Source organism: Pseudomonas sp. MAG002Y, from assembly GCF_019400845.1.
Taxonomy (GTDB): Bacteria; Pseudomonadota; Gammaproteobacteria; order Pseudomonadales; family Pseudomonadaceae; genus Chryseomonas; species Chryseomonas luteola.
The window spans coordinates 1-15,531 of sequence record NZ_WOEJ01000025.1; the positions used below are offsets into that span (position 1 = coordinate 1).

A 15,531-nucleotide genomic window follows, 5' to 3' on the forward strand; every position below is an offset into this window, starting at 1 on the left:
GGTAAGAACGACTCCACGCCAGTCCTTTCGCTGCTTGAGCGTGTCTGGAACTACACCCTCCTGGACAAAATAGAACGTAAGCAGAGGTGGCTTACTCATGCGCCAGCTCCTCGATGCGCTCCTGAATCTCATGGCTAAAATCGCCACCAAGCGGTCGCAGCCAGGGCTCAGGCAGCATGGTGCGGCCATTCCTGACGTATTCACCCGTAAGAAGCAGCGAGACCACGTCTCCGGTTACGATCCAGGCAGGGTGCGAAGTCGTGTTAAAGAACATGTCCCCATCAAAGGGATACATGTCTTCAGGCTCAACCCTCATAACACACTCGACACTCTTGCCGATGTTTTCAGAAAGGACATCGAACGCGATCCAGGCCGCATCGCCGGGTTTGAACTGGCTCATGACTCGGAGATCCTGGTCATCTGCCCGCAGTGAGTGCACTTGGTTCTGGTGCGCTCGTTCAATCGCTCGATTTCTACCTGATAGCGATCATGCTGGCGCATGAATTCGCCTTGCTTGCGACACAGCTGCAGCAGCGCAAACATGGGATCGATTTTCTCTGAGCAGTCCGCGCACCTGATGTAGGCAAGCCGCTCATCGATGACAAAGCGCTCATGCTTACAACTCTTGTGAGAAGGCATTACCCGGTTGAGGACCTGCTCTACCCGCCCGCCCCGGTACCGAATGGGCAGATCAAGCGGAAGTCGGATTACATTACCTTTGGATTCCTCGCTCATGACACTGCGGCCTCCTCTGCTGAAGCAGCCTCGGTCTTGGTGTCCGGAGCGTAAGCCCCATGAATGACCTGACGCCGGCCTGTCTCGCTTTGTGGAGTCACGACGCCCAGCGCTTCCAGACGGTCCAGGATTGCGGCTCCGCGGTTGTAGCCGATTCCAAACTGGCGCTGGACAGCACTGACCGACGCACGCCCTGATTCGATGACGTACTGTTTGGCTAACTCGAGAAGCGGGTCCTCATCGGAGGGATCTTTTGCCGCTGGAAAGACCTCCGCTTCTGCAGCAGGCTCCATAGGGATCTCCAGCTGGTCAGCATCACCCTTGATGAAATCAACACCTTCGTCGTAGTTATGGGGCGCCAGCACCAGCAGGCATAGCTTGTCAGCAGCGTCAGTAACGGCGTGGCGATGTGGGGTATCACCCTCAACATCTGCAATGATCCGAATGTTTTTCTTGACCTTGATTTCAGCCAGCTTGATAGGCACTGCTAGCGCACCTTTTCCGGCAATGATCCGCACGGCCATGGTTACACCTTGCTCTACTGCCTCTTCCAGGTTCGCAATAGCCTGGTTCTGCTGCGACTCGCTCAACCGCGGCCAAACGTCCGGGAGGTCATGGAACTGCTTGAGGCAGACCTTGATCAGGTCGTGCTGCAAGAGTTCGCTGGCGAGCTCAGATGGATGAAGGCCCATGTCGTGTGCGCGATCGATGATTTTTTTGTGTTCGGCTTTCATCTCTAGTCCTGATGTGAGGGGGGATGTGAGGGCATAAGCTCAGCCTGTTGAGCAATCTGCTCAGCCGTCATGCCTGGCCAATAGCGTTGCGCGATGTACTCGCACAGGCTTCTGTAAAACTGGTTGAAGGCGACCTCATCCATCTCGTCGAAGGCCAAGCTCTGGGGGACGACGCGCTGCAGCTGGCCTACGTTGGGAATGTTGAAGATTTCGGTCTCGCAGCAAGTACCACTCTCGAGCTGCAGGCGCTTGAGGGCTTCGTGATCGGTCAGCAGGACAAAGCCATCGATATGCTGGCGCACGAGCCAGGCCAGCAGATGCGCCTTGCGCCATTGCGCTAGGTTGCGAGGCTTGCTGATGTCTGCCCTGATCTCATCACCAGGTGCAAAGCCACGCTGTCTTAGGAGGTTGAGGTCACTGGCAAAGCGTGGAACTAGCGCCAGCTGGCGCCGGCCAGTCGCCTCATCGATCATGACCTTGGCTTGGGTATAAATCCGATTGCCAAGCTTCTTGCTCTTGCGCTTATGGTCAGTCAAAGCCGACCTCCCTACTGCTGAGACCAGCCTCAACCAACCGCCTCTGAATCGTTACGTTTCGAGCATGGATGAAGCCCTGGGTGTTCAGGTCGTCCGGGGTCAGCCCTATACCCAGCCGACACCCGTCTTCGAAGGTGCGGTAAAGCAGCTCCATCAGCGCTTCGCGCTCTACAGGTTCGGTCATGAGGATGACCTCCTGCCAAGCGCACTGCGGATTTTTTTGATCTCGGCCTTGGCCAACTCTGTGTTGACAGGCCCCCTGGGTCCGCTCAGCCGCTTTGGTCTTCGACTATCAGGCATATCCAAAAGGGGTTTGTCGTGAAGCAGAAGCTTGCAGGCTTCGCGGTAGTGCCGTTTGAAGGCCTCAAGCGTGATAGGAGGACTTCCGTTCTGGAGGGCATCAAAGCCAACCTGTACGGCTGCGTGGTAGATAGCCTTATGGGTCCAGTCCATATCGCTAAGCGGATGTGAGCATTGGATGGCCTGCTTGAAAGCCTGCTCGACACTGGGCAAACCCATTTGCTCAGGGCTTGGCTGGCACAGCGCCAGAAACGTGGCCACGCTGGGTATGTACCCGTTTCCCTTGGCTCTCAGGTTGTCCAGCCCAAAGCGGAGCTGCTCGCAGCTTGTGATGCCTTCCTTGATCAACGCGGCTGCCCACTCTCGACGACAAGTGTCAAAGGTTTCCTGATCCTTCCAGCTGAGCCGATAGTACGGACAGATAGCTCTGAGCTGGCGGAAAAGCTGGCGGATAACATTGGCGGTACCCGCATCGATCTCAACTACAGGAGTAAACAGATCACCTGATGTCGGAGCGGACTGACTTCTGGGCACTCTCTCGACCTGGCCATGAATAACCAGCGGTGCGGGGTAGCGATCCTCAGACTGTGCAGCCACGTCTCAGCCCTCAATGTGCCGCTGCTACTGCAGCAAGATCCTCTCGAGGCCTGGAAGGAGGTTTACAGCCAAGGGCGTCCTCCTCGCGTTCCTTGCTGTCCAGTACCCACCGAACAAACTCTTCTACCCAGGCAGCCCTGGTCTGCGGCACGCTCTGGTTTGTATGGCAGACCACAAATTTCATAAGCATCACTGGGGTGAACCGCTGCAGCTCTACATGCATGGCGGTCGCATAGTGCTTGAGCAGTTCCTGATCCGGCTTCCACTCCGAATACATGCTGATGACATCGCCCGGCTGCTCGCTTTCGACTTGACGAACTACAGCACTAGGACTATCGGGCGCACGCGCTTGCACGCGCACGCCTGCGGGCGCGCTCGAAGAGCTCTTTTCTTTCTCTTTCTCTTTCTCTAGTCCGCATGCAGTCCGCGATTTGTCCGCATCGTTTGCGGACACTTTGCGGACATCTTCGGGACGCACTACGGACTGGCGGACAAGACGCTTGCGCTTGCTGTCCTCTGCTCGGCGCTTTGCTGACTTGCCGTTATGTTCGTGAAACTCAGGCATGACAAGGCCTAGAGCCTCATCATGCATCAGCCAGCCAACATCAATCATGGCCTGGGCAATGCCCTCGTACCCGACAACATAGTCCATCATCTTGGGGGTATAGCCTGGTAGTACGCCGTCATCGGAATGGCGGTCGAACGTAGACCACACCTCATGTAGTCCCCCAATCACCCTGAACTTGTCGGAATCCGTTGCGGACATAATGCGGACAACTTTCGGATGGTCCTTCAGGTCCATTCGCATTTTTATCCAAGCCATTTCAGTTCAACCCTCAACACATCTGGGGCAGCGCCCAACTGGTAGGCCGCTGCTAGTTTTTATAAGTGACGTTCCACACACTTCTCAGCCTGCGCAACAGGCGTCTGGTCGGACGACCTGCCACTATTAATAGCAATCCGCTAGCATCCCCTTCCCTTTATGCGGCCGTGTCATCAGGTTCTCGTGGGGCTATCTGTTTTTTGCTCATGACTTGGTGATACTTCATGAACGCTTCCACAAGATCCGCAGCCACCTTGTCGAATTCGCTGACCTGGCCAGCTGTTGGCTCAGGTGTCTGCAAAGTTTCAAGGTTTAGGTCAGGGTCAATCTGGAGCGCTCCACCACTCAGCCGATGTAAGGCGAGCTGGCGCAGAATCGGGATCCGGTCCTCTTGCCACTGCCTCACGGCCGGAACGGATATGTTCAGCGCCAGCGCTACCCCCTTCACAGATTTGAAATAACGTACTGCTTCGGAGCGCTTCAATGTCCCCCTCCCCTGGTGAACGTAAACCTAATCAGCCTAGGAAGGAAAGCAGAGTTTCCCCTGCCGAGCAAGCTACGACTTCCAGCGAGCTTGTATTGTTCTCGGCTATGGAAATCACAAAACGTCTTCGTCTTCTTTTAGAACATCGAGGCGTACCGCCCGAAAGGCATACGAGGGTACTGGCTGACGCAGCCGGTGTAAGTCTCCCGGCAGTACGAAATTGGTTCTCAGGCGATATTGGAAATATTAGAAATGAAAACTTAATAGCCATCGCAAAAGAGTTCAAAACAACTACAGATTGGCTACTAATGGGTAAGGGTCTGATGAATGATCCTACAGTCCCAATTATTCGGTTTGAAGGTGGAGATCAAGCCGGAAAGAAACAAAAAAGATCAGAAGAAAAAATCCTCATACACATACAAAAATTCGATTTGTCGAACTGTGTCGATACCAAGAGCCGCTGGCTAGACAGTGACCCTGTATCGTTTGAAGGTGTAATAGTCACTCCAGAGTGGCTTAAAAAGAAATGCTCTTTTTATACATCAATTGACAATCTGGCTATCGTTAGTGCATTCGACGAGTCAATGACACCAACATTTACGTCAGGTGATGCACTTTTGATTGATCGTGGTATTACGTCAGTTGAAAGAGATGGGCTGTATTTATTTGTTTTCAATCAAAAGATATATATTAAAAGGCTTCAATTGTTGCCCGATAATAATATAAGAGTAATTAGTGATAACAGGCTGTATCACTATTTTGACGTTATAGAAAATGAGCAATATCGCCTCGAAATCAAGGGCCGCATTGTGCTGATCCTTGGCGTAGGTGAAGTGTGATCCAGTACCCCTAATGCGCAATTTATTGCACACGCTCAGGGGGTAAAACCCGCCTTCTGGCGGGTTTTTTTATGTTCAAACAGTTGTATCACTTGATACTTTCTCGCTAGACAAAAGCTTGCTTTCTCACTACAAACTCCCTCAGGCATTCATGAGTGCAGCAGATGAGAGAGTTTTTGCAGACCGACGCAGGCAAGGCCTGGCTGGATGACAGCCTTAGTCGCCTTCTAAACGGTTTACCCGTCCTACTGGCTCTAGGAGCACCCTCGCAAGATCAGGTCGTATCCAGGTTAACGATTGATCTTGAGATCGCAGCTCAGTTAAGTCCTTCTCGAAAGCTCACTGTTTCCAAGATGCGAGTTAGGGGAAAGCTTACTTTGCCCTTGCTCAAACACGACCAGATCAGGGCCAGAACATTAGCAGGCTATCTGCTCAAGGAACTAGCGCCCTTGGCAGGCTTGCAGGAACGCCCATGAGCAGGGTCAAAAGACGCCGCTGGCTTCTTGTCCGTCAATGCATGGCAGCAGTGTTCTTCTACCTGATCATCCTGGCGTCGATGGCACTCGCCGATCGCCTCACTCATGAGCCTACCAATCAAACGCTCAACCAAAATGGATGACGACATGGCCAGTGGAAGCCCATATCTGTCCTGCACCAGCAGTGACGCCTCAACCTTAATGTCTGGCCAGGCGCCAGACGATCCAATCGTTGCGGAAATCTGCCGCCGCTCCGCAGGCAGCCTCATGAATGTGCGCCGGCTTGAGGACGGCACTATCGTGGCTGTAGGTCCCCGTCTGTACAGCATGGCCATCTATATCGGCATTGATCTCTTTGGCTTTGATTACTGCTACAGCTTTGAGCGCGCCGCAGATGCAATCAAGGCCTACCGCACGCTCAGGACAGGCCGGGATATACCTGCTGGCCATCGCTCCGTTCTGCATCCAGCAAGGAGCCCTTCATGGCAAAGATCTACGGATTCATAAATGGCGGGAGCGCCGGAAACCTTTGGGCAATGGCCTTGGCAGAGGATGGCCATGTTCTGGCCGAGCACGTCAGCAGCACTGTGTACTGGGCTAAGCATGACCTAGGCATTGGCTCCACCTGGAAGCATGAGCTGTATGACCAGCATTACGGCGCCGGAAACTGGGAGCTGGAGTGGATTGAAGACACGAACGTTAATGATGGCTTTCAACAAGCTCTGCTTCGCAACGAGCGGCTGCCCAAGACCTGACATGAAGATTCATATCAAGGAATCACTATGAAAGACTCAAGCTTGATGTACGCAGTCTATAACTCACCCAATCTCTATCCGGGCCAGTATGTTGCAAAGCAGTGGATCTGCGATCTGAGTCCAGTACCCAAGGCTAGCGGCATTGTGCTCGTCGGCGAAAACCTTGAGCAGGTACGCCAGCAGCTGCCCGCAGGTATGAACCGCATAACACTGAGTCCAGGCAACGATCCCTGCTTTGTTGAGCTATGGGTATAGGAGCCGGCATGCCTACCTACTACCACGGCGGCCGTCCCGGCATGATCGTAGGCCAATTCATATTGCCTCCTTCCATCACAGGTGCTCGCTCCGCTGCTGAATGCGGTGCAGCTGAGGTCTGCAGGCGGGACCGCGTCTACATCACGACCAGCTTTGAAGCTGCCTGCCTTTACGCAGGCCTCTATCCAGATAAGCGCGGTGGCCACGTCTATGTAGTCACTCCCCTGACTGAACTTGAACCTGATCCTGACTACGAAGCCGAGGGTATGTCCTACGCCGTCGAACGGGCTCGAATCGATCGGGTACGCAAGCTTTCACCTAATGAGATTGGCCAGATACGGCTGATCATTACGGAGAAATTAGGATGAACGATGCTTCAGCGCTGCCCTGCCCTTTTTGTGGTGGAGAGGTGGATCCAACTGGATGGCTCAACGGCCATGGTGAAAGAGGTCCCGAATGTGATGGCTGCGGCGCGACGGCGCCGTCAATGGAGATCTGGCAGCAGCGCCAGCTCCAGCCAGTACAGCTGCAGTTTCCAACAGTGCTCCGCAAGATGTGGAGTGGTGGCGATGTCCAGGAATGGCTCGAGGCCCAAGGCAACATCTACAGACTAGCCTCCAAACCTGATGAGCCAATGGCGCCAGCACCGGACAGGGACCCGTTAGCCTTACCGTCTGACCTGAAAATGATCCTCTGTGACGATGATGTCCACGTAATCAATCTGGATCCTCGTGTGAGTCATTGCGGCTGGGTCATGCGTCGGCACCCCAATGGCGGACTTGTCTCTGTCAGACAGGCCACGGTTGCCGAGATCATACAGGCCAAGATGAGGCTCAAGTTGAATCTGAACCTATATCGAGAGGAGTTGAGTTGACTGACCTGTCAGTGAAAATGGGAGTGCTGGCGCCAAGTCTGGTTGAACAGCTCAAGCCATACGGGCTAAAGCTCGACCAAGTGCAAAGGCTGCAGGATCTAAATCAGGCCATCACCCGACTGTATCTTGCCGAGGTGCTGACCGAGACCGAAAAAACACGAGCACGCAAGCGACTCATGAAGCGCATCACCGATGCAGTGAAAGAGGTACAAGGCAATGACTTCTGAAGAACGCACCGCCCTGATCGATCGCCTGGACAGATCCTTTCGCGTGATGCCTCTCTGGGCTCAGGCAGCATGTAAACATTCGATGGCTGCGCCAGAGATCAATCCAAAAACAGGCAAGCCGTTCACTAGCTTTCGGGAAGTTATCAGCATGGCCGCGGACGAAACTCTGGAGACGCTAAGGGATGATTTCGAGAGCAATGGGGATTTGCTACCAGAGGAGCAAGGCCTTTCCAGCTGAGCCTGATCAGGCTTAGCACTTAAAGCATCAGCGGGGCTCCAACTGCAGTACATACGTCAGAACTCGATGGTAATGACCAAGAAGCCGAAGCATCCAATCACCCTGATGGAAGTCGTCGCCTGGTTCATTGCGGCTGGACTCATCTATATGTACTACCTGGTATATACCGGGCAGTACTAGGAGATCAGATGCATTTTAAGTGCAGGCTCAGTGTAAGCTATGCACTAGAAATGCATTAAATATACATCGACCATACATCTATCATGATGCTAGTATGCTTCCCACACATCAACCAGATGCCACGGGAGGCGTCCATGATTGTGCAAGTAGCCCACGTCAAAGGTGGGATTGGAAAGTCCACGCTTGCCCTCAACCTTGCGGTGAGTCGAGCGCGGCAAGGGCGCAAAGTCTGGCTGATCGATGCAGACCGACGCCCCTCCTCTATCAAAGCTTTAACCCTGCGTAATGATTCAGGCGTCGAGCCGGGAATCATCGTAGGCCATTACCCAGACGGGAAGGAACTGCGGACTCAGGTCAAGCTCCAGCGCGACATGTTTGATGACATCGTCATCGACTCAGGTGGCCAGGACTCCTCGAGCATTCGTGCAGCGCTCTTGCTTGCTGATGTTCTGCTGATCCCCAACTCGGTTGCTGCAGTCGAGACCTGGGCGCTTGAGGAAATGCATGCGCTGCTCGAGGAGGCTTTGAGTGTCCGTGATGAGGAGTTGCGCGTTCACTGCATCCTCAACAACGCAAAGCCCGGTTTCTCAAACGCTCGAAACCTGAGTGCTCAGCGAGTCGTACAGCATTTCCCACTTTTCCCCCAGGACGACCTGGTCATTGTGAAGCGCGATGCATTTGCTGATGCGTTCGGACTCGGCCTTTGCGTGGATGAGCTGGAGAAGCCTGACCCGAAGGCGAGCGCCGAGCTGAAAGCCCTTATGAATTTGATTTATGGAGATGAAGATGGCCAAACAGCTGCCTAACAACCTACCGCCGAGCATGCGTAACAAGCCAGCCCCAAGCGAGGCAGCTGCCGAAGCATTTGTTGAGGCTGCCCCAGACGCCATGACCAGGAAGCCGGCCAAGAAGAAGCAGCCGGTTACCATGCTCTATCCAATGGAGCTGCTCGAGCAGATCGACAGGTACGCAGAGCGTAGGGGTATGACCCGGACTACGTGGGTACAGCAGGTGCTGCGGGATGAAGTAGAGCGTCTGGCGAAGGCCGACTGAGCGAATCAAAGAAGCTGGCCAGCGCGGTGGTCGAAGACCGCGCTGGCCTGTAACACACAAAGACCCTGCGAGAGGTTTTTATATGTCACATGCGGATCATACCGTAGTACTTAGCACGTCCATAAAAAAAGTTTCTGATATGCCGTACTGGGCACTGACCAACTATCTGGCCAGCCTTTCGCCCAGGTTCAGGCTTGTACTACTGGCTCATTTGGCAAGAGGTCGAGCATGAGCCAGGAGACGATAGCGGAGATGACCCGGTTGCTTGGTGCGGCCAGAGTGTATGTTGAGCTGTATGCCTATCGTACTGACAGTTCAGCGGCTCAGGATCTTGCGGCCAGGATCGCTGCAGTGCTTGCTATAGAAGTCGATGCGGCATGCACTGCTAAAAGTTAGGATGTACCCATAACACATAGTTGATGTATATGTAATGCATGATGCATGCATGGTAGGTTCATTTTATACATTCATCATGCATCAAACATGCACTAAACAGGGGGAACGCATGTCAGAACATAATTCTAAAAATAAGCAGGTGATCCTTGCTGGATGGGAGACTTTCCGTAAGGCATGCATCCATCCCGATGCCTCAGCTGCTCAGGTGTCCGAGGTCCAGAACGCGTTTTATGCTGGATGTACTCTGCTGTTCAGTACCATTATGAATGTGCTTGATCCAGGTGAAGAGATCACAGAGAAGGATCTACAGGTGATGAGTAATATCCGCGAGGAGATTATGGCCTGGGGTCAAAGCTTCAAGCAGCAGGGCCGCCACTAGATGAAAGGATGTAATCATGCCATACGCCCATCGGTACGAAGCAGTTCTGGTAAAGAGGCGTGTCTGCAGTAACGAGTCATTCTGGCCATACCTAAGCGAAGCATTAGCGTTAAAGCTTTATAGAGCTTCCATGTATCAAGGCTTTAATGCTTCTCGTGTAATTGATGAGATTGCGCGTCTCGAGGGAGCTACTCTGTCAAGGCAAACGAACACTAAGCCAGCGTCTCCATTTACAGGCTCTCACCTTGGTAGGTTCTGGCACAAGCACTGGACTGATACAGCCTTTATCAACAAGAACCTAGATGTCCAGTGGTTTAGCCGTGATGCTAAAGAGAACAAAACCCTCAGGAATGAAATCAAAAAGGCCTGCAACGCTCTTGGCAAGAGTTCGTTGGATGATCTATCTGAAGCTGAGTGTTGGGAGATCGCCGGTAAGCTTTCGCATGCTGTTGTACGGGATGGATACGAGAGCCGCAGGAGTAGGAATGCCTTAACGGGTGAGTGGCTTATCTACTACATCCACAACGGTCAGAACTATTACCTGGACATCGCTGTGCATTGCAGACGAAAGGATGAGCCTGCACTTCTGGAGCGGCTGCGTGCCGCTTGTGAATGGGAGTTTCCATTTGCGTTTAGCTGATCTGCTCTATGTTTGTATGTGATACACAAACATCAGTTCTGTGTTTGTGTTTTTTAAGACAAACATCGGAGCCCTTATGCCTTGTTACATACTGTATGACCAGGACCGGAAGCCGGTAGGCCATATCTGCGGGAAGCTCGGTGAGCATTGCGCTGAGTGTGGCAGCGTCAGCACAAACCTCTGTGATTACGTAGTCGGCAAGCGGAGCAAGACCTGCGATAAGGCACTGTGTGATCACCATGCCAACGAGGTAGGCCATGACCGGCACTACTGCATGGAGCACTTTGCTTTGTTTAAGGAGGAAGGTGGCGAGCAGCTCAGGCTAGATGGGTTTTATACATCTGACTAATACATGATCGATATATGAAAGATGTATGTCTAATGCATGCCTTAGGTGTCTGGAAACCAGTAAACCTCGTCCTGGTCCGCATCGTATTGCAGTGAGTGTTGCCGTAAGGCGGGTGGTATTTCCAGGTCCTTGATGTGTAGAGCATTAAGGCCTAGCTTCCTGGCCTCATCCTTCATGTCCACATCATTAGTGAGCAGCAGTCGAGCATTGTTGACCTTGGCAATAGCAATGATCTGCCAGTCAACCTTGACAGCCTGCCGAGCCCTTTTCTGGGTGATTTGTTTCTTGCGCTCGCTTCGGCCTGAACGCGATACCTGCACTGTTTCGAAAGCTGCCCGCTGGTCATAGGGCAGAAACTTAAAAGCGGATGTCCTGAGAACAGCCTGGCTATGTTCAAGCTCCTGCTCGGAGGCTTCGTCCAGGAACTCGGCCCACACCTGAGCAGGTATCCCGATAGGCTCGCGTTTACGCTTGAGTTCGTCGACAAGGCCCTGCATACGAAGCTGATCATCCGGTGAGAGCCGCTGGCCGAAATACACTGCGAGGATATTGGTGTCCCAAATGACCAATTAGTGTCCCTTCCGAATCTCTGCACAGTGCTCCTCAATATCAGGAACCTCACGCCAGCCAGTTGCTAACTGGGTCATTTTCGCAAAGGCGTCATCCCAGTCATTAGAAAGTGTCGTCCAGGACTTCACCAGTAGCTGATCCAGCGTCCACTTACCATCAAAGGAGCGCCTCCACTTGGCTTTGCCGGAGACCGCGATAGGATCGCCAAGGTAGTGCAAGCCTATATCTCTGGCGAGTTCCTCACCTCTGATGGTGCAGTGATACTCAACGCCATCTGAATCGATAAGCAGCATGGGAATCGTGTCATCCTTGCCGCCGATCTTGATAACCCTCCCGGTGACGGTGGACTCATCATCAACAATAATGTCTTTGATCGCCTTGATCTTTTTCCCGCCATGGAATGGGTAGAGCACAGTGTCGTCAGGACTCTTTAACTCAGCTTTCTTGCCATCATGGATCAGTAGTTTGTTGATGTGATCGAGAGCGTATATCGCTTCTTTCGGAGCCTTGGTGCTTTTGGCAATAGCTAGGCTAATGCGCTTGGAGACTGCAGGTGCCACTTCAGGCTCAGCCCAGACTCTCAGGGCAGCGCTTCCCTTGACCACTCGATCAAAATGGATGTGCTCATTCTCACCCATCAGCTTGGCCAGCTCAGCCAGATACAGCGCCAGCCGATCGAGCGGGAGTCTGTTAGGCGATGAGCCAATGATTCTGAAAGTGTAGGTGTGGGGCTTCTTCATAGCCGAGAGTCTAGTCTTGCTCTCGAGGACGGGCCAATGAGCAATATCTATGCTTTTGGACGCCTGCGTAATGAATTCTGCATGGCTGAAGCTCGTTGCGGGTAGGCAAGCATGAATGCTTCGAGGCCGAATCAATACTTAATCGATATATCATTGATGCATGATAAATGCATAGCATGCATCAAATAGATATTTGATAGATATAACCCCGGCGCGGAGGGTGAGAACGCGCCGGGGGTACAGCACATGTAATACCTTTGCCCGGCAACATGTACTGCATAGGCAGTATAGCCTTAGATATCAGATGCCATAATACTTATCTGGGATAGCACTTCATGTTATATCGGGCGTAGCGCAAGACATTGGCAACCCGTTGCTCTTCTTGAATCCAACCTTGTACTAGCTCCTTATCATAAGAGCAGAACACGATGCCTACAGTGGATAGATAAGCGCCCCAGCCATCCTTGAACGCGCGTAGTGATAAGCCCAGCTCTTCCCAGTAAACGCTGCGGCGTATGTCCTTGCGCCTGCGGGCTCGACAAAACCAAGGATCATCCAAGGTAGGTTTTGTGCTCCACTTTTCTAGGCTGTGTGCGATGTTCCAGATAGGCCTTTCTGCTTGGATTACTTGCTTTTCAGCTTCAAATACAGCGGACTTCGACGGGTATTGATCAATCTGCTTTTGGACGATATCTGGCCACCAATAGGTAAACCTTAGATGATGTGCAAAACGCTCCGCAGTGTCTTTAGCAACGCCTACGTATAGCAATTCGCCCCACATCCCATAGTACCTATACAGCTCCATTACTTCTGACTGCATTACTACCTGTCCTTGGCAGATGCCTAATCCTTAATTCTTACGTTTTGTTGGGTAGTTCCGGATGTTTGTCCAGGAGCTTGAACAGCTGCTCCAGCGGCATCGATCTGCTTCTTGAAAGCGACCATGGTTTTACTGAGTCTGATGCCGTCCTCATTGTCCAGGATGCAATCATTGCAGGCATCGCAGTATTCACCTTTGATGTCTTTGATAATTGTCGAGTGGCCCTTGTAGGAATAGGGCGTGTCTCGAGTGTCATGCACCAGTTCGGCCTGGCCACACATTGGGCATCTCATGAATCACCTGACAATACGGCATGCGATAGGCAACGACTCACACGGCCTCACGTAGCTGATCAGCCACGAACTGATTAATGCTGACGCCTTTGAGCTGAGCTTTGATAGCCGCCTTGGCATGCAATTCAGGATCAATACGTAGCGTAAGCTTGCCTGAATAAGGCTTCTGAGGCTCTTTTCCAAACTCTTTGCAGCTGGCCAAGTAGTGATCAACTGCTTCGGTAAAGGCCGCGCGTATCTCAGCAACGGAATCACCGTGAAAGCCTACGATGTCACTGATTCCAGCGATATGGCCTACAAAGCACTCATCTTCGTCACTATATTCAATCCGCGCGGTATAGCCGTTATATGTCATTGGTTTCATGGTTCTACCCCTACTGATTCAAGGAAGGCGCGTGCGTTACGCACTACATAAGGTTTGGCTTCTTTGCCTGGATGAGGCCGATGAAAATCAGCAGTCACACCCTTCAGCTCAAAGGCCACCCGGCTTCCATCACCTTCAAACACCTTGGCTCCAAGGGCCACAAACAGAGCCTCTATCCGTCCCCAGGCCAAGTTCTTCGGCACTGGTTTTTTAAAGATTTCCTGTAGTGTCTGACGGTGTTTCGTGTTCATATTGATCCCTTATCTAGGTGGCATTATATGCCACCACTTTTAGGGATGCCACCAAATATGACACCATAATAGGGGCAAATTCTGACCTCTCGTCCGCTTCACCTGTCCTCGGATTTACAGGCCCATCTGAATAACGATTAATACACCTGATGTAATCTTAATACATAATAGATGTATGATTGATGCATAGGTGATGTACTACATACATCAGATAACTAAGGAAAGATTATGACTCTTACGGATTGGCTGCCCAAGAACTCATCCGAGCTAGCCGCTTGGATTCAGGCAATAGGATCGATTGGAGCTATCTGTGTCGCCGTTGCGATACCTGCTGTTACCAGTGCAAAGCAGCGAAAAGCTTTGGAGAAAGAGCGGGCGGAGCGTGCAAAAAATACACTGATAGTTCTCTTTCCCATGTTGATGGATCTAAGCCGCTCAATGACTTCATTTTGTGAAAGGTATGACCCAGCCAATCCCGCCGGTAAGGTTCTGTTCGGTAATGATCCAGATAACGGGAATTTCCAAAGACATGCTGTTCGAGTAATGAATTCTGCAGCCACGCTCAATGAGCTGCCTAGTAGCGTGGCACATTCCGTAAGAGAGCTTATTGTTGATCTGATTGATCTTGAGCACTCTATGAAAACTGAACCCAGATCAGAACCTGGTGAAATGTTCGGGATGGAAAGGAAACAGCTAGTACATTTACGCCACCAGGTACTAAAAGTCCTAGAGACTATACGCAAGACCAATACAAAAGTAATTGAGGCGTTCGGCGCATAGAAGATACTAGATAGATGTATATTAAATGCATGAACAATGCATCTCATGCATTAGACGTAAATCATCATGGAGCACGCAATGACATTCATGGAGTGGGTAGCAAAGCTTAATCCGTCTGAGCAGGCGGCTTGGGTCCAGGCGATAGGGTCTGTATTGGCCATCGTCGTTGCCATTGCGGTGCCGGCAACCATAAATAAAAACCAACGTCGCGCGCTGGCAGACGATAAGGAAGAGCGGGCCAAGAACGCGGTTCTTATTATCTACCCACCGATAATGGATTTGAGTCGCTCGCTCGATGCCTTTATAGAGCTCCATGCACCGGACTATAACCCTGAGGACCCTGGCATTCAGCTGGATCCGCATGATGGTGAATTCACCAAGCATATTCCTCGTGTTTTAGCTGTTATCCCTGTTTTGAACGAGCTGCCACCCTCGGTAGCGGGGCCAGTCAGGTCACTGCTTGCTGAGCTGGTAGATTTTGATCACTGGCTCCAGTCGATACCAGCAATAGAACGGTCAGGATCCCCTGCGTTTTACAGGAATAATATCGACTACATTCGAGAGCGTGCGGAAGAGCTGGACAAGTACGCATCAACAGCAATGGATGCAGCTTATGAAAAGCTGCATGGAAAGAAACCTTTATCCGGCTGAGCCTGACACGTGGAGAGGTTTGCTTAACATATCTGGCTCAGACGCTTTACGTCCTGTCCATATATGGTGACAAACCGGGTCGCTATCCTGACAACCTTCCGGTTTTGCTGTCTACAAATTTACTGTTGCCCGCGCCAGCTCAGCATCCATGAGGCCTGGCCGGCTGCCCGAGCAGCTCCAACTGTCTACAAA

31 protein-coding genes are annotated in these 15,531 nt (G+C 52.0%); 17 read left to right on the plus strand and 14 right to left on the minus strand.

Annotation, left to right across the window (positions count from 1 at the left end; translation table 11 throughout):
* Window positions 1-91: 91 nt before the first annotated feature.
* The 8 genes from GM154_RS23685 to GM154_RS23720 form a co-directional block, all read right to left on the minus strand.
* The gene (locus tag GM154_RS23685) at window positions 92-400 is read right to left on the minus strand and encodes a hypothetical protein (RefSeq protein ID WP_219653581.1); all 309 of its coding nucleotides are present in this window, start codon (window positions 398-400) and stop codon (window positions 92-94) included.
* On the minus strand, window positions 397-735 hold the full coding sequence (locus GM154_RS23690; RefSeq protein ID WP_219653583.1) for a hypothetical protein: 339 nt from the start codon (window positions 733-735) through the stop codon (window positions 397-399). The genes GM154_RS23685 and GM154_RS23690 overlap by 4 nt, the downstream gene beginning before the upstream one ends.
* Window positions 732-1,469 (minus strand): DNA translocase FtsK, encoded by a 738-nt coding sequence (locus GM154_RS23695; protein WP_219653584.1) that lies wholly within the window; start codon window positions 1,467-1,469, stop codon window positions 732-734. The genes GM154_RS23690 and GM154_RS23695 overlap by 4 nt, the downstream gene beginning before the upstream one ends.
* A 2-nt stretch (window positions 1,470-1,471) precedes the next feature.
* Entirely contained in the window at window positions 1,472-2,005 is a 534-nt protein-coding gene (locus GM154_RS23700) for a hypothetical protein (protein WP_219653585.1), read from the minus strand.
* The gene (locus GM154_RS23705) at window positions 1,998-2,189 is read right to left on the minus strand and encodes a hypothetical protein (protein ID WP_219653586.1); all 192 of its coding nucleotides are present in this window, start codon (window positions 2,187-2,189) and stop codon (window positions 1,998-2,000) included. The genes GM154_RS23700 and GM154_RS23705 overlap by 8 nt, the downstream gene beginning before the upstream one ends.
* On the minus strand, window positions 2,186-2,902 hold the full coding sequence (locus GM154_RS23710) for a replication protein P (protein WP_219653588.1): 717 nt from the start codon (window positions 2,900-2,902) through the stop codon (window positions 2,186-2,188). Before GM154_RS23710 ends, GM154_RS23705 begins: the two co-directional genes overlap by 4 nt.
* A gap of 10 nt (window positions 2,903-2,912) precedes the next feature.
* Window positions 2,913-3,668 carry a DnaT-like ssDNA-binding domain-containing protein gene (locus GM154_RS23715; protein ID WP_219653589.1) on the minus strand — a complete coding sequence of 252 codons (756 nt, stop codon included), beginning with the start codon at window positions 3,666-3,668 and terminating at the stop codon, window positions 2,913-2,915.
* A 214-nt stretch (window positions 3,669-3,882) separates the two neighbouring features.
* On the minus strand, window positions 3,883-4,209 hold the full coding sequence (locus GM154_RS23720) for a Cro/CI family transcriptional regulator (protein ID WP_219653591.1): 327 nt from the start codon (window positions 4,207-4,209) through the stop codon (window positions 3,883-3,885).
* Here GM154_RS23720 and GM154_RS23725 point away from each other — a divergent pair.
* The 15 genes from GM154_RS23725 (at window position 4,209) to GM154_RS23795 (ending at window position 10,870) form a co-directional block, all read left to right on the plus strand.
* A complete protein-coding gene (locus GM154_RS23725) occupies window positions 4,209-5,048 on the plus strand; it encodes an XRE family transcriptional regulator (RefSeq protein WP_219653592.1) in 840 nt (279 codons plus the stop codon). The genes GM154_RS23720 and GM154_RS23725 overlap by 1 nt on opposite strands.
* Window positions 5,049-5,520: 472 nt before the next feature.
* Entirely contained in the window at window positions 5,521-5,667 is a 147-nt protein-coding gene (locus tag GM154_RS23730; RefSeq protein WP_219653594.1) for a hypothetical protein, read from the plus strand.
* Between the two features lie 4 nt (window positions 5,668-5,671).
* Window positions 5,672-6,031 (plus strand): hypothetical protein, encoded by a 360-nt coding sequence (locus GM154_RS23735; protein ID WP_219653596.1) that lies wholly within the window; start codon window positions 5,672-5,674, stop codon window positions 6,029-6,031.
* A complete protein-coding gene (locus GM154_RS23740; protein WP_219653597.1) occupies window positions 6,007-6,279 on the plus strand; it encodes a hypothetical protein in 273 nt (90 codons plus the stop codon). Before GM154_RS23735 ends, GM154_RS23740 begins: the two co-directional genes overlap by 25 nt.
* A 27-nt stretch (window positions 6,280-6,306) precedes the next feature.
* A complete protein-coding gene (locus tag GM154_RS23745; protein WP_219653598.1) occupies window positions 6,307-6,534 on the plus strand; it encodes a hypothetical protein in 228 nt (75 codons plus the stop codon).
* Window positions 6,535-6,542: 8 nt separating this feature from the next.
* Window positions 6,543-6,902 carry an NAD(+)--rifampin ADP-ribosyltransferase gene (locus GM154_RS23750; RefSeq protein WP_219653599.1) on the plus strand — a complete coding sequence of 120 codons (360 nt, stop codon included), beginning with the start codon at window positions 6,543-6,545 and terminating at the stop codon, window positions 6,900-6,902.
* Window positions 6,899-7,408 (plus strand): hypothetical protein, encoded by a 510-nt coding sequence (locus GM154_RS23755; protein WP_219653600.1) that lies wholly within the window; start codon window positions 6,899-6,901, stop codon window positions 7,406-7,408. The genes GM154_RS23750 and GM154_RS23755 overlap by 4 nt, the downstream gene beginning before the upstream one ends.
* Window positions 7,405-7,635, plus strand: a complete 231-nt coding sequence (locus tag GM154_RS23760) for a hypothetical protein (protein WP_219653601.1) — start codon at window positions 7,405-7,407, stop codon at window positions 7,633-7,635. Before GM154_RS23755 ends, GM154_RS23760 begins: the two co-directional genes overlap by 4 nt.
* On the plus strand, window positions 7,625-7,873 hold the full coding sequence (locus GM154_RS23765) for a hypothetical protein (protein WP_219653602.1): 249 nt from the start codon (window positions 7,625-7,627) through the stop codon (window positions 7,871-7,873). The genes GM154_RS23760 and GM154_RS23765 overlap by 11 nt, the downstream gene beginning before the upstream one ends.
* Before the next feature lie 314 nt (window positions 7,874-8,187).
* Window positions 8,188-8,859 carry an AAA family ATPase gene (locus GM154_RS23770; protein ID WP_074828850.1) on the plus strand — a complete coding sequence of 224 codons (672 nt, stop codon included), beginning with the start codon at window positions 8,188-8,190 and terminating at the stop codon, window positions 8,857-8,859.
* Complete coding sequence (locus tag GM154_RS23775; protein WP_219653606.1) at window positions 8,840-9,106, plus strand: type II toxin-antitoxin system HicB family antitoxin; 267 nt, start codon at window positions 8,840-8,842, stop codon at window positions 9,104-9,106. Before GM154_RS23770 ends, GM154_RS23775 begins: the two co-directional genes overlap by 20 nt.
* 228 nt (window positions 9,107-9,334) lie before the next feature.
* Window positions 9,335-9,502: a hypothetical protein gene (locus GM154_RS23780; protein WP_219653608.1), complete on the plus strand. Its 168-nt coding sequence runs from the start codon at window positions 9,335-9,337 to the stop codon at window positions 9,500-9,502.
* A 109-nt stretch (window positions 9,503-9,611) separates the two neighbouring features.
* Entirely contained in the window at window positions 9,612-9,881 is a 270-nt protein-coding gene (locus tag GM154_RS23785; RefSeq protein ID WP_219653609.1) for a hypothetical protein, read from the plus strand.
* A gap of 130 nt (window positions 9,882-10,011) precedes the next feature.
* Window positions 10,012-10,521, plus strand: coding sequence for a hypothetical protein (locus tag GM154_RS23790; RefSeq protein ID WP_219653611.1), 510 nt, complete (start codon window positions 10,012-10,014; stop codon window positions 10,519-10,521).
* A 76-nt stretch (window positions 10,522-10,597) separates the two neighbouring features.
* Complete coding sequence (locus GM154_RS23795; protein ID WP_219653613.1) at window positions 10,598-10,870, plus strand: hypothetical protein; 273 nt, start codon at window positions 10,598-10,600, stop codon at window positions 10,868-10,870.
* A 41-nt stretch (window positions 10,871-10,911) separates the two neighbouring features.
* Here GM154_RS23795 and GM154_RS23800 read toward each other — a convergent pair whose 3' ends face one another.
* The 6 genes from GM154_RS23800 to GM154_RS23825 form a co-directional block, all read right to left on the minus strand.
* On the minus strand, window positions 10,912-11,439 hold the full coding sequence (locus GM154_RS23800) for a nuclease (RefSeq protein WP_219653615.1): 528 nt from the start codon (window positions 11,437-11,439) through the stop codon (window positions 10,912-10,914).
* On the minus strand, window positions 11,440-12,180 hold the full coding sequence (locus tag GM154_RS23805) for a hypothetical protein (RefSeq protein WP_219653617.1): 741 nt from the start codon (window positions 12,178-12,180) through the stop codon (window positions 11,440-11,442). It abuts the gene before it with no gap.
* 316 nt (window positions 12,181-12,496) lie between these two features.
* Window positions 12,497-13,000, minus strand: coding sequence for a hypothetical protein (locus GM154_RS23810; protein WP_219653618.1), 504 nt, complete (start codon window positions 12,998-13,000; stop codon window positions 12,497-12,499).
* Window positions 13,001-13,023: 23 nt separating this feature from the next.
* The gene (locus GM154_RS23815; protein ID WP_258020018.1) at window positions 13,024-13,281 is read right to left on the minus strand and encodes a type II toxin-antitoxin system MqsA family antitoxin; all 258 of its coding nucleotides are present in this window, start codon (window positions 13,279-13,281) and stop codon (window positions 13,024-13,026) included.
* A gap of 49 nt (window positions 13,282-13,330) precedes the next feature.
* Window positions 13,331-13,657, minus strand: coding sequence for a type II toxin-antitoxin system HicB family antitoxin (locus GM154_RS23820; RefSeq protein WP_219653622.1), 327 nt, complete (start codon window positions 13,655-13,657; stop codon window positions 13,331-13,333).
* On the minus strand, window positions 13,654-13,908 hold the full coding sequence (locus GM154_RS23825; RefSeq protein ID WP_219653623.1) for a type II toxin-antitoxin system HicA family toxin: 255 nt from the start codon (window positions 13,906-13,908) through the stop codon (window positions 13,654-13,656). The genes GM154_RS23820 and GM154_RS23825 overlap by 4 nt, the downstream gene beginning before the upstream one ends.
* A 228-nt stretch (window positions 13,909-14,136) precedes the next feature.
* Here GM154_RS23825 and GM154_RS23830 point away from each other — a divergent pair, with 228 nt between their 5' ends.
* Together GM154_RS23830 and GM154_RS23835 are read left to right on the plus strand one after the other, a co-directional pair.
* Window positions 14,137-14,688, plus strand: coding sequence for a hypothetical protein (locus GM154_RS23830; protein WP_219653625.1), 552 nt, complete (start codon window positions 14,137-14,139; stop codon window positions 14,686-14,688).
* A 78-nt stretch (window positions 14,689-14,766) separates the two neighbouring features.
* Entirely contained in the window at window positions 14,767-15,339 is a 573-nt protein-coding gene (locus GM154_RS23835) for a hypothetical protein (protein ID WP_219653626.1), read from the plus strand.
* The last annotated feature ends 192 nt before the right edge of the window (window positions 15,340-15,531 follow it).

Bases quoted from the DNA above. Each gene is read 5' to 3' on its own strand.
- GM154_RS23835 (WP_219653626.1), top strand. From the start codon at position 14,767: ATGACATTCATGGAGTGGGTAGCAAAGCTTAATCCGTCTGAGCAGGCG.
- GM154_RS23740 (WP_219653597.1), top strand. From the start codon at position 6,007: ATGGCAAAGATCTACGGATTCATAAATGGCGGGAGCGCCGGAAACCTT.
- GM154_RS23765 (WP_219653602.1), top strand. From the start codon at position 7,625: ATGACTTCTGAAGAACGCACCGCCCTGATCGATCGCCTGGACAGATCC.
- GM154_RS23685 (WP_219653581.1), bottom strand. From the start codon at position 400: ATGAGCCAGTTCAAACCCGGCGATGCGGCCTGGATCGCGTTCGATGTC.
- GM154_RS23725 (WP_219653592.1), top strand. From the start codon at position 4,209: ATGTCCCCCTCCCCTGGTGAACGTAAACCTAATCAGCCTAGGAAGGAA.
- GM154_RS23770 (WP_074828850.1), top strand. From the start codon at position 8,188: ATGATTGTGCAAGTAGCCCACGTCAAAGGTGGGATTGGAAAGTCCACG.
- GM154_RS23730 (WP_219653594.1), top strand. From the start codon at position 5,521: ATGAGCAGGGTCAAAAGACGCCGCTGGCTTCTTGTCCGTCAATGCATG.
- GM154_RS23795 (WP_219653613.1), top strand. From the start codon at position 10,598: ATGCCTTGTTACATACTGTATGACCAGGACCGGAAGCCGGTAGGCCAT.
- GM154_RS23785 (WP_219653609.1), top strand. From the start codon at position 9,612: ATGTCAGAACATAATTCTAAAAATAAGCAGGTGATCCTTGCTGGATGG.
- GM154_RS23825 (WP_219653623.1), bottom strand. From the start codon at position 13,908: ATGAACACGAAACACCGTCAGACACTACAGGAAATCTTTAAAAAACCA.
- GM154_RS23750 (WP_219653599.1), top strand. From the start codon at position 6,543: ATGCCTACCTACTACCACGGCGGCCGTCCCGGCATGATCGTAGGCCAA.
- GM154_RS23755 (WP_219653600.1), top strand. From the start codon at position 6,899: ATGAACGATGCTTCAGCGCTGCCCTGCCCTTTTTGTGGTGGAGAGGTG.
- GM154_RS23695 (WP_219653584.1), bottom strand. From the start codon at position 1,469: ATGAAAGCCGAACACAAAAAAATCATCGATCGCGCACACGACATGGGC.
- GM154_RS23830 (WP_219653625.1), top strand. From the start codon at position 14,137: ATGACTCTTACGGATTGGCTGCCCAAGAACTCATCCGAGCTAGCCGCT.
- GM154_RS23780 (WP_219653608.1), top strand. From the start codon at position 9,335: ATGAGCCAGGAGACGATAGCGGAGATGACCCGGTTGCTTGGTGCGGCC.
- GM154_RS23715 (WP_219653589.1), bottom strand. From the start codon at position 3,668: ATGTCCGCAACGGATTCCGACAAGTTCAGGGTGATTGGGGGACTACAT.
- GM154_RS23810 (WP_219653618.1), bottom strand. From the start codon at position 13,000: ATGCAGTCAGAAGTAATGGAGCTGTATAGGTACTATGGGATGTGGGGC.
- GM154_RS23815 (WP_258020018.1), bottom strand. From the start codon at position 13,281: ATGTGTGGCCAGGCCGAACTGGTGCATGACACTCGAGACACGCCCTAT.
- GM154_RS23745 (WP_219653598.1), top strand. From the start codon at position 6,307: ATGAAAGACTCAAGCTTGATGTACGCAGTCTATAACTCACCCAATCTC.
- GM154_RS23775 (WP_219653606.1), top strand. From the start codon at position 8,840: ATGGCCAAACAGCTGCCTAACAACCTACCGCCGAGCATGCGTAACAAG.
- GM154_RS23705 (WP_219653586.1), bottom strand. From the start codon at position 2,189: ATGACCGAACCTGTAGAGCGCGAAGCGCTGATGGAGCTGCTTTACCGC.
- GM154_RS23690 (WP_219653583.1), bottom strand. From the start codon at position 735: ATGAGCGAGGAATCCAAAGGTAATGTAATCCGACTTCCGCTTGATCTG.
- GM154_RS23735 (WP_219653596.1), top strand. From the start codon at position 5,672: ATGGCCAGTGGAAGCCCATATCTGTCCTGCACCAGCAGTGACGCCTCA.
- GM154_RS23790 (WP_219653611.1), top strand. From the start codon at position 10,012: ATGTATCAAGGCTTTAATGCTTCTCGTGTAATTGATGAGATTGCGCGT.
- GM154_RS23820 (WP_219653622.1), bottom strand. From the start codon at position 13,657: ATGAAACCAATGACATATAACGGCTATACCGCGCGGATTGAATATAGT.
- GM154_RS23805 (WP_219653617.1), bottom strand. From the start codon at position 12,180: ATGAAGAAGCCCCACACCTACACTTTCAGAATCATTGGCTCATCGCCT.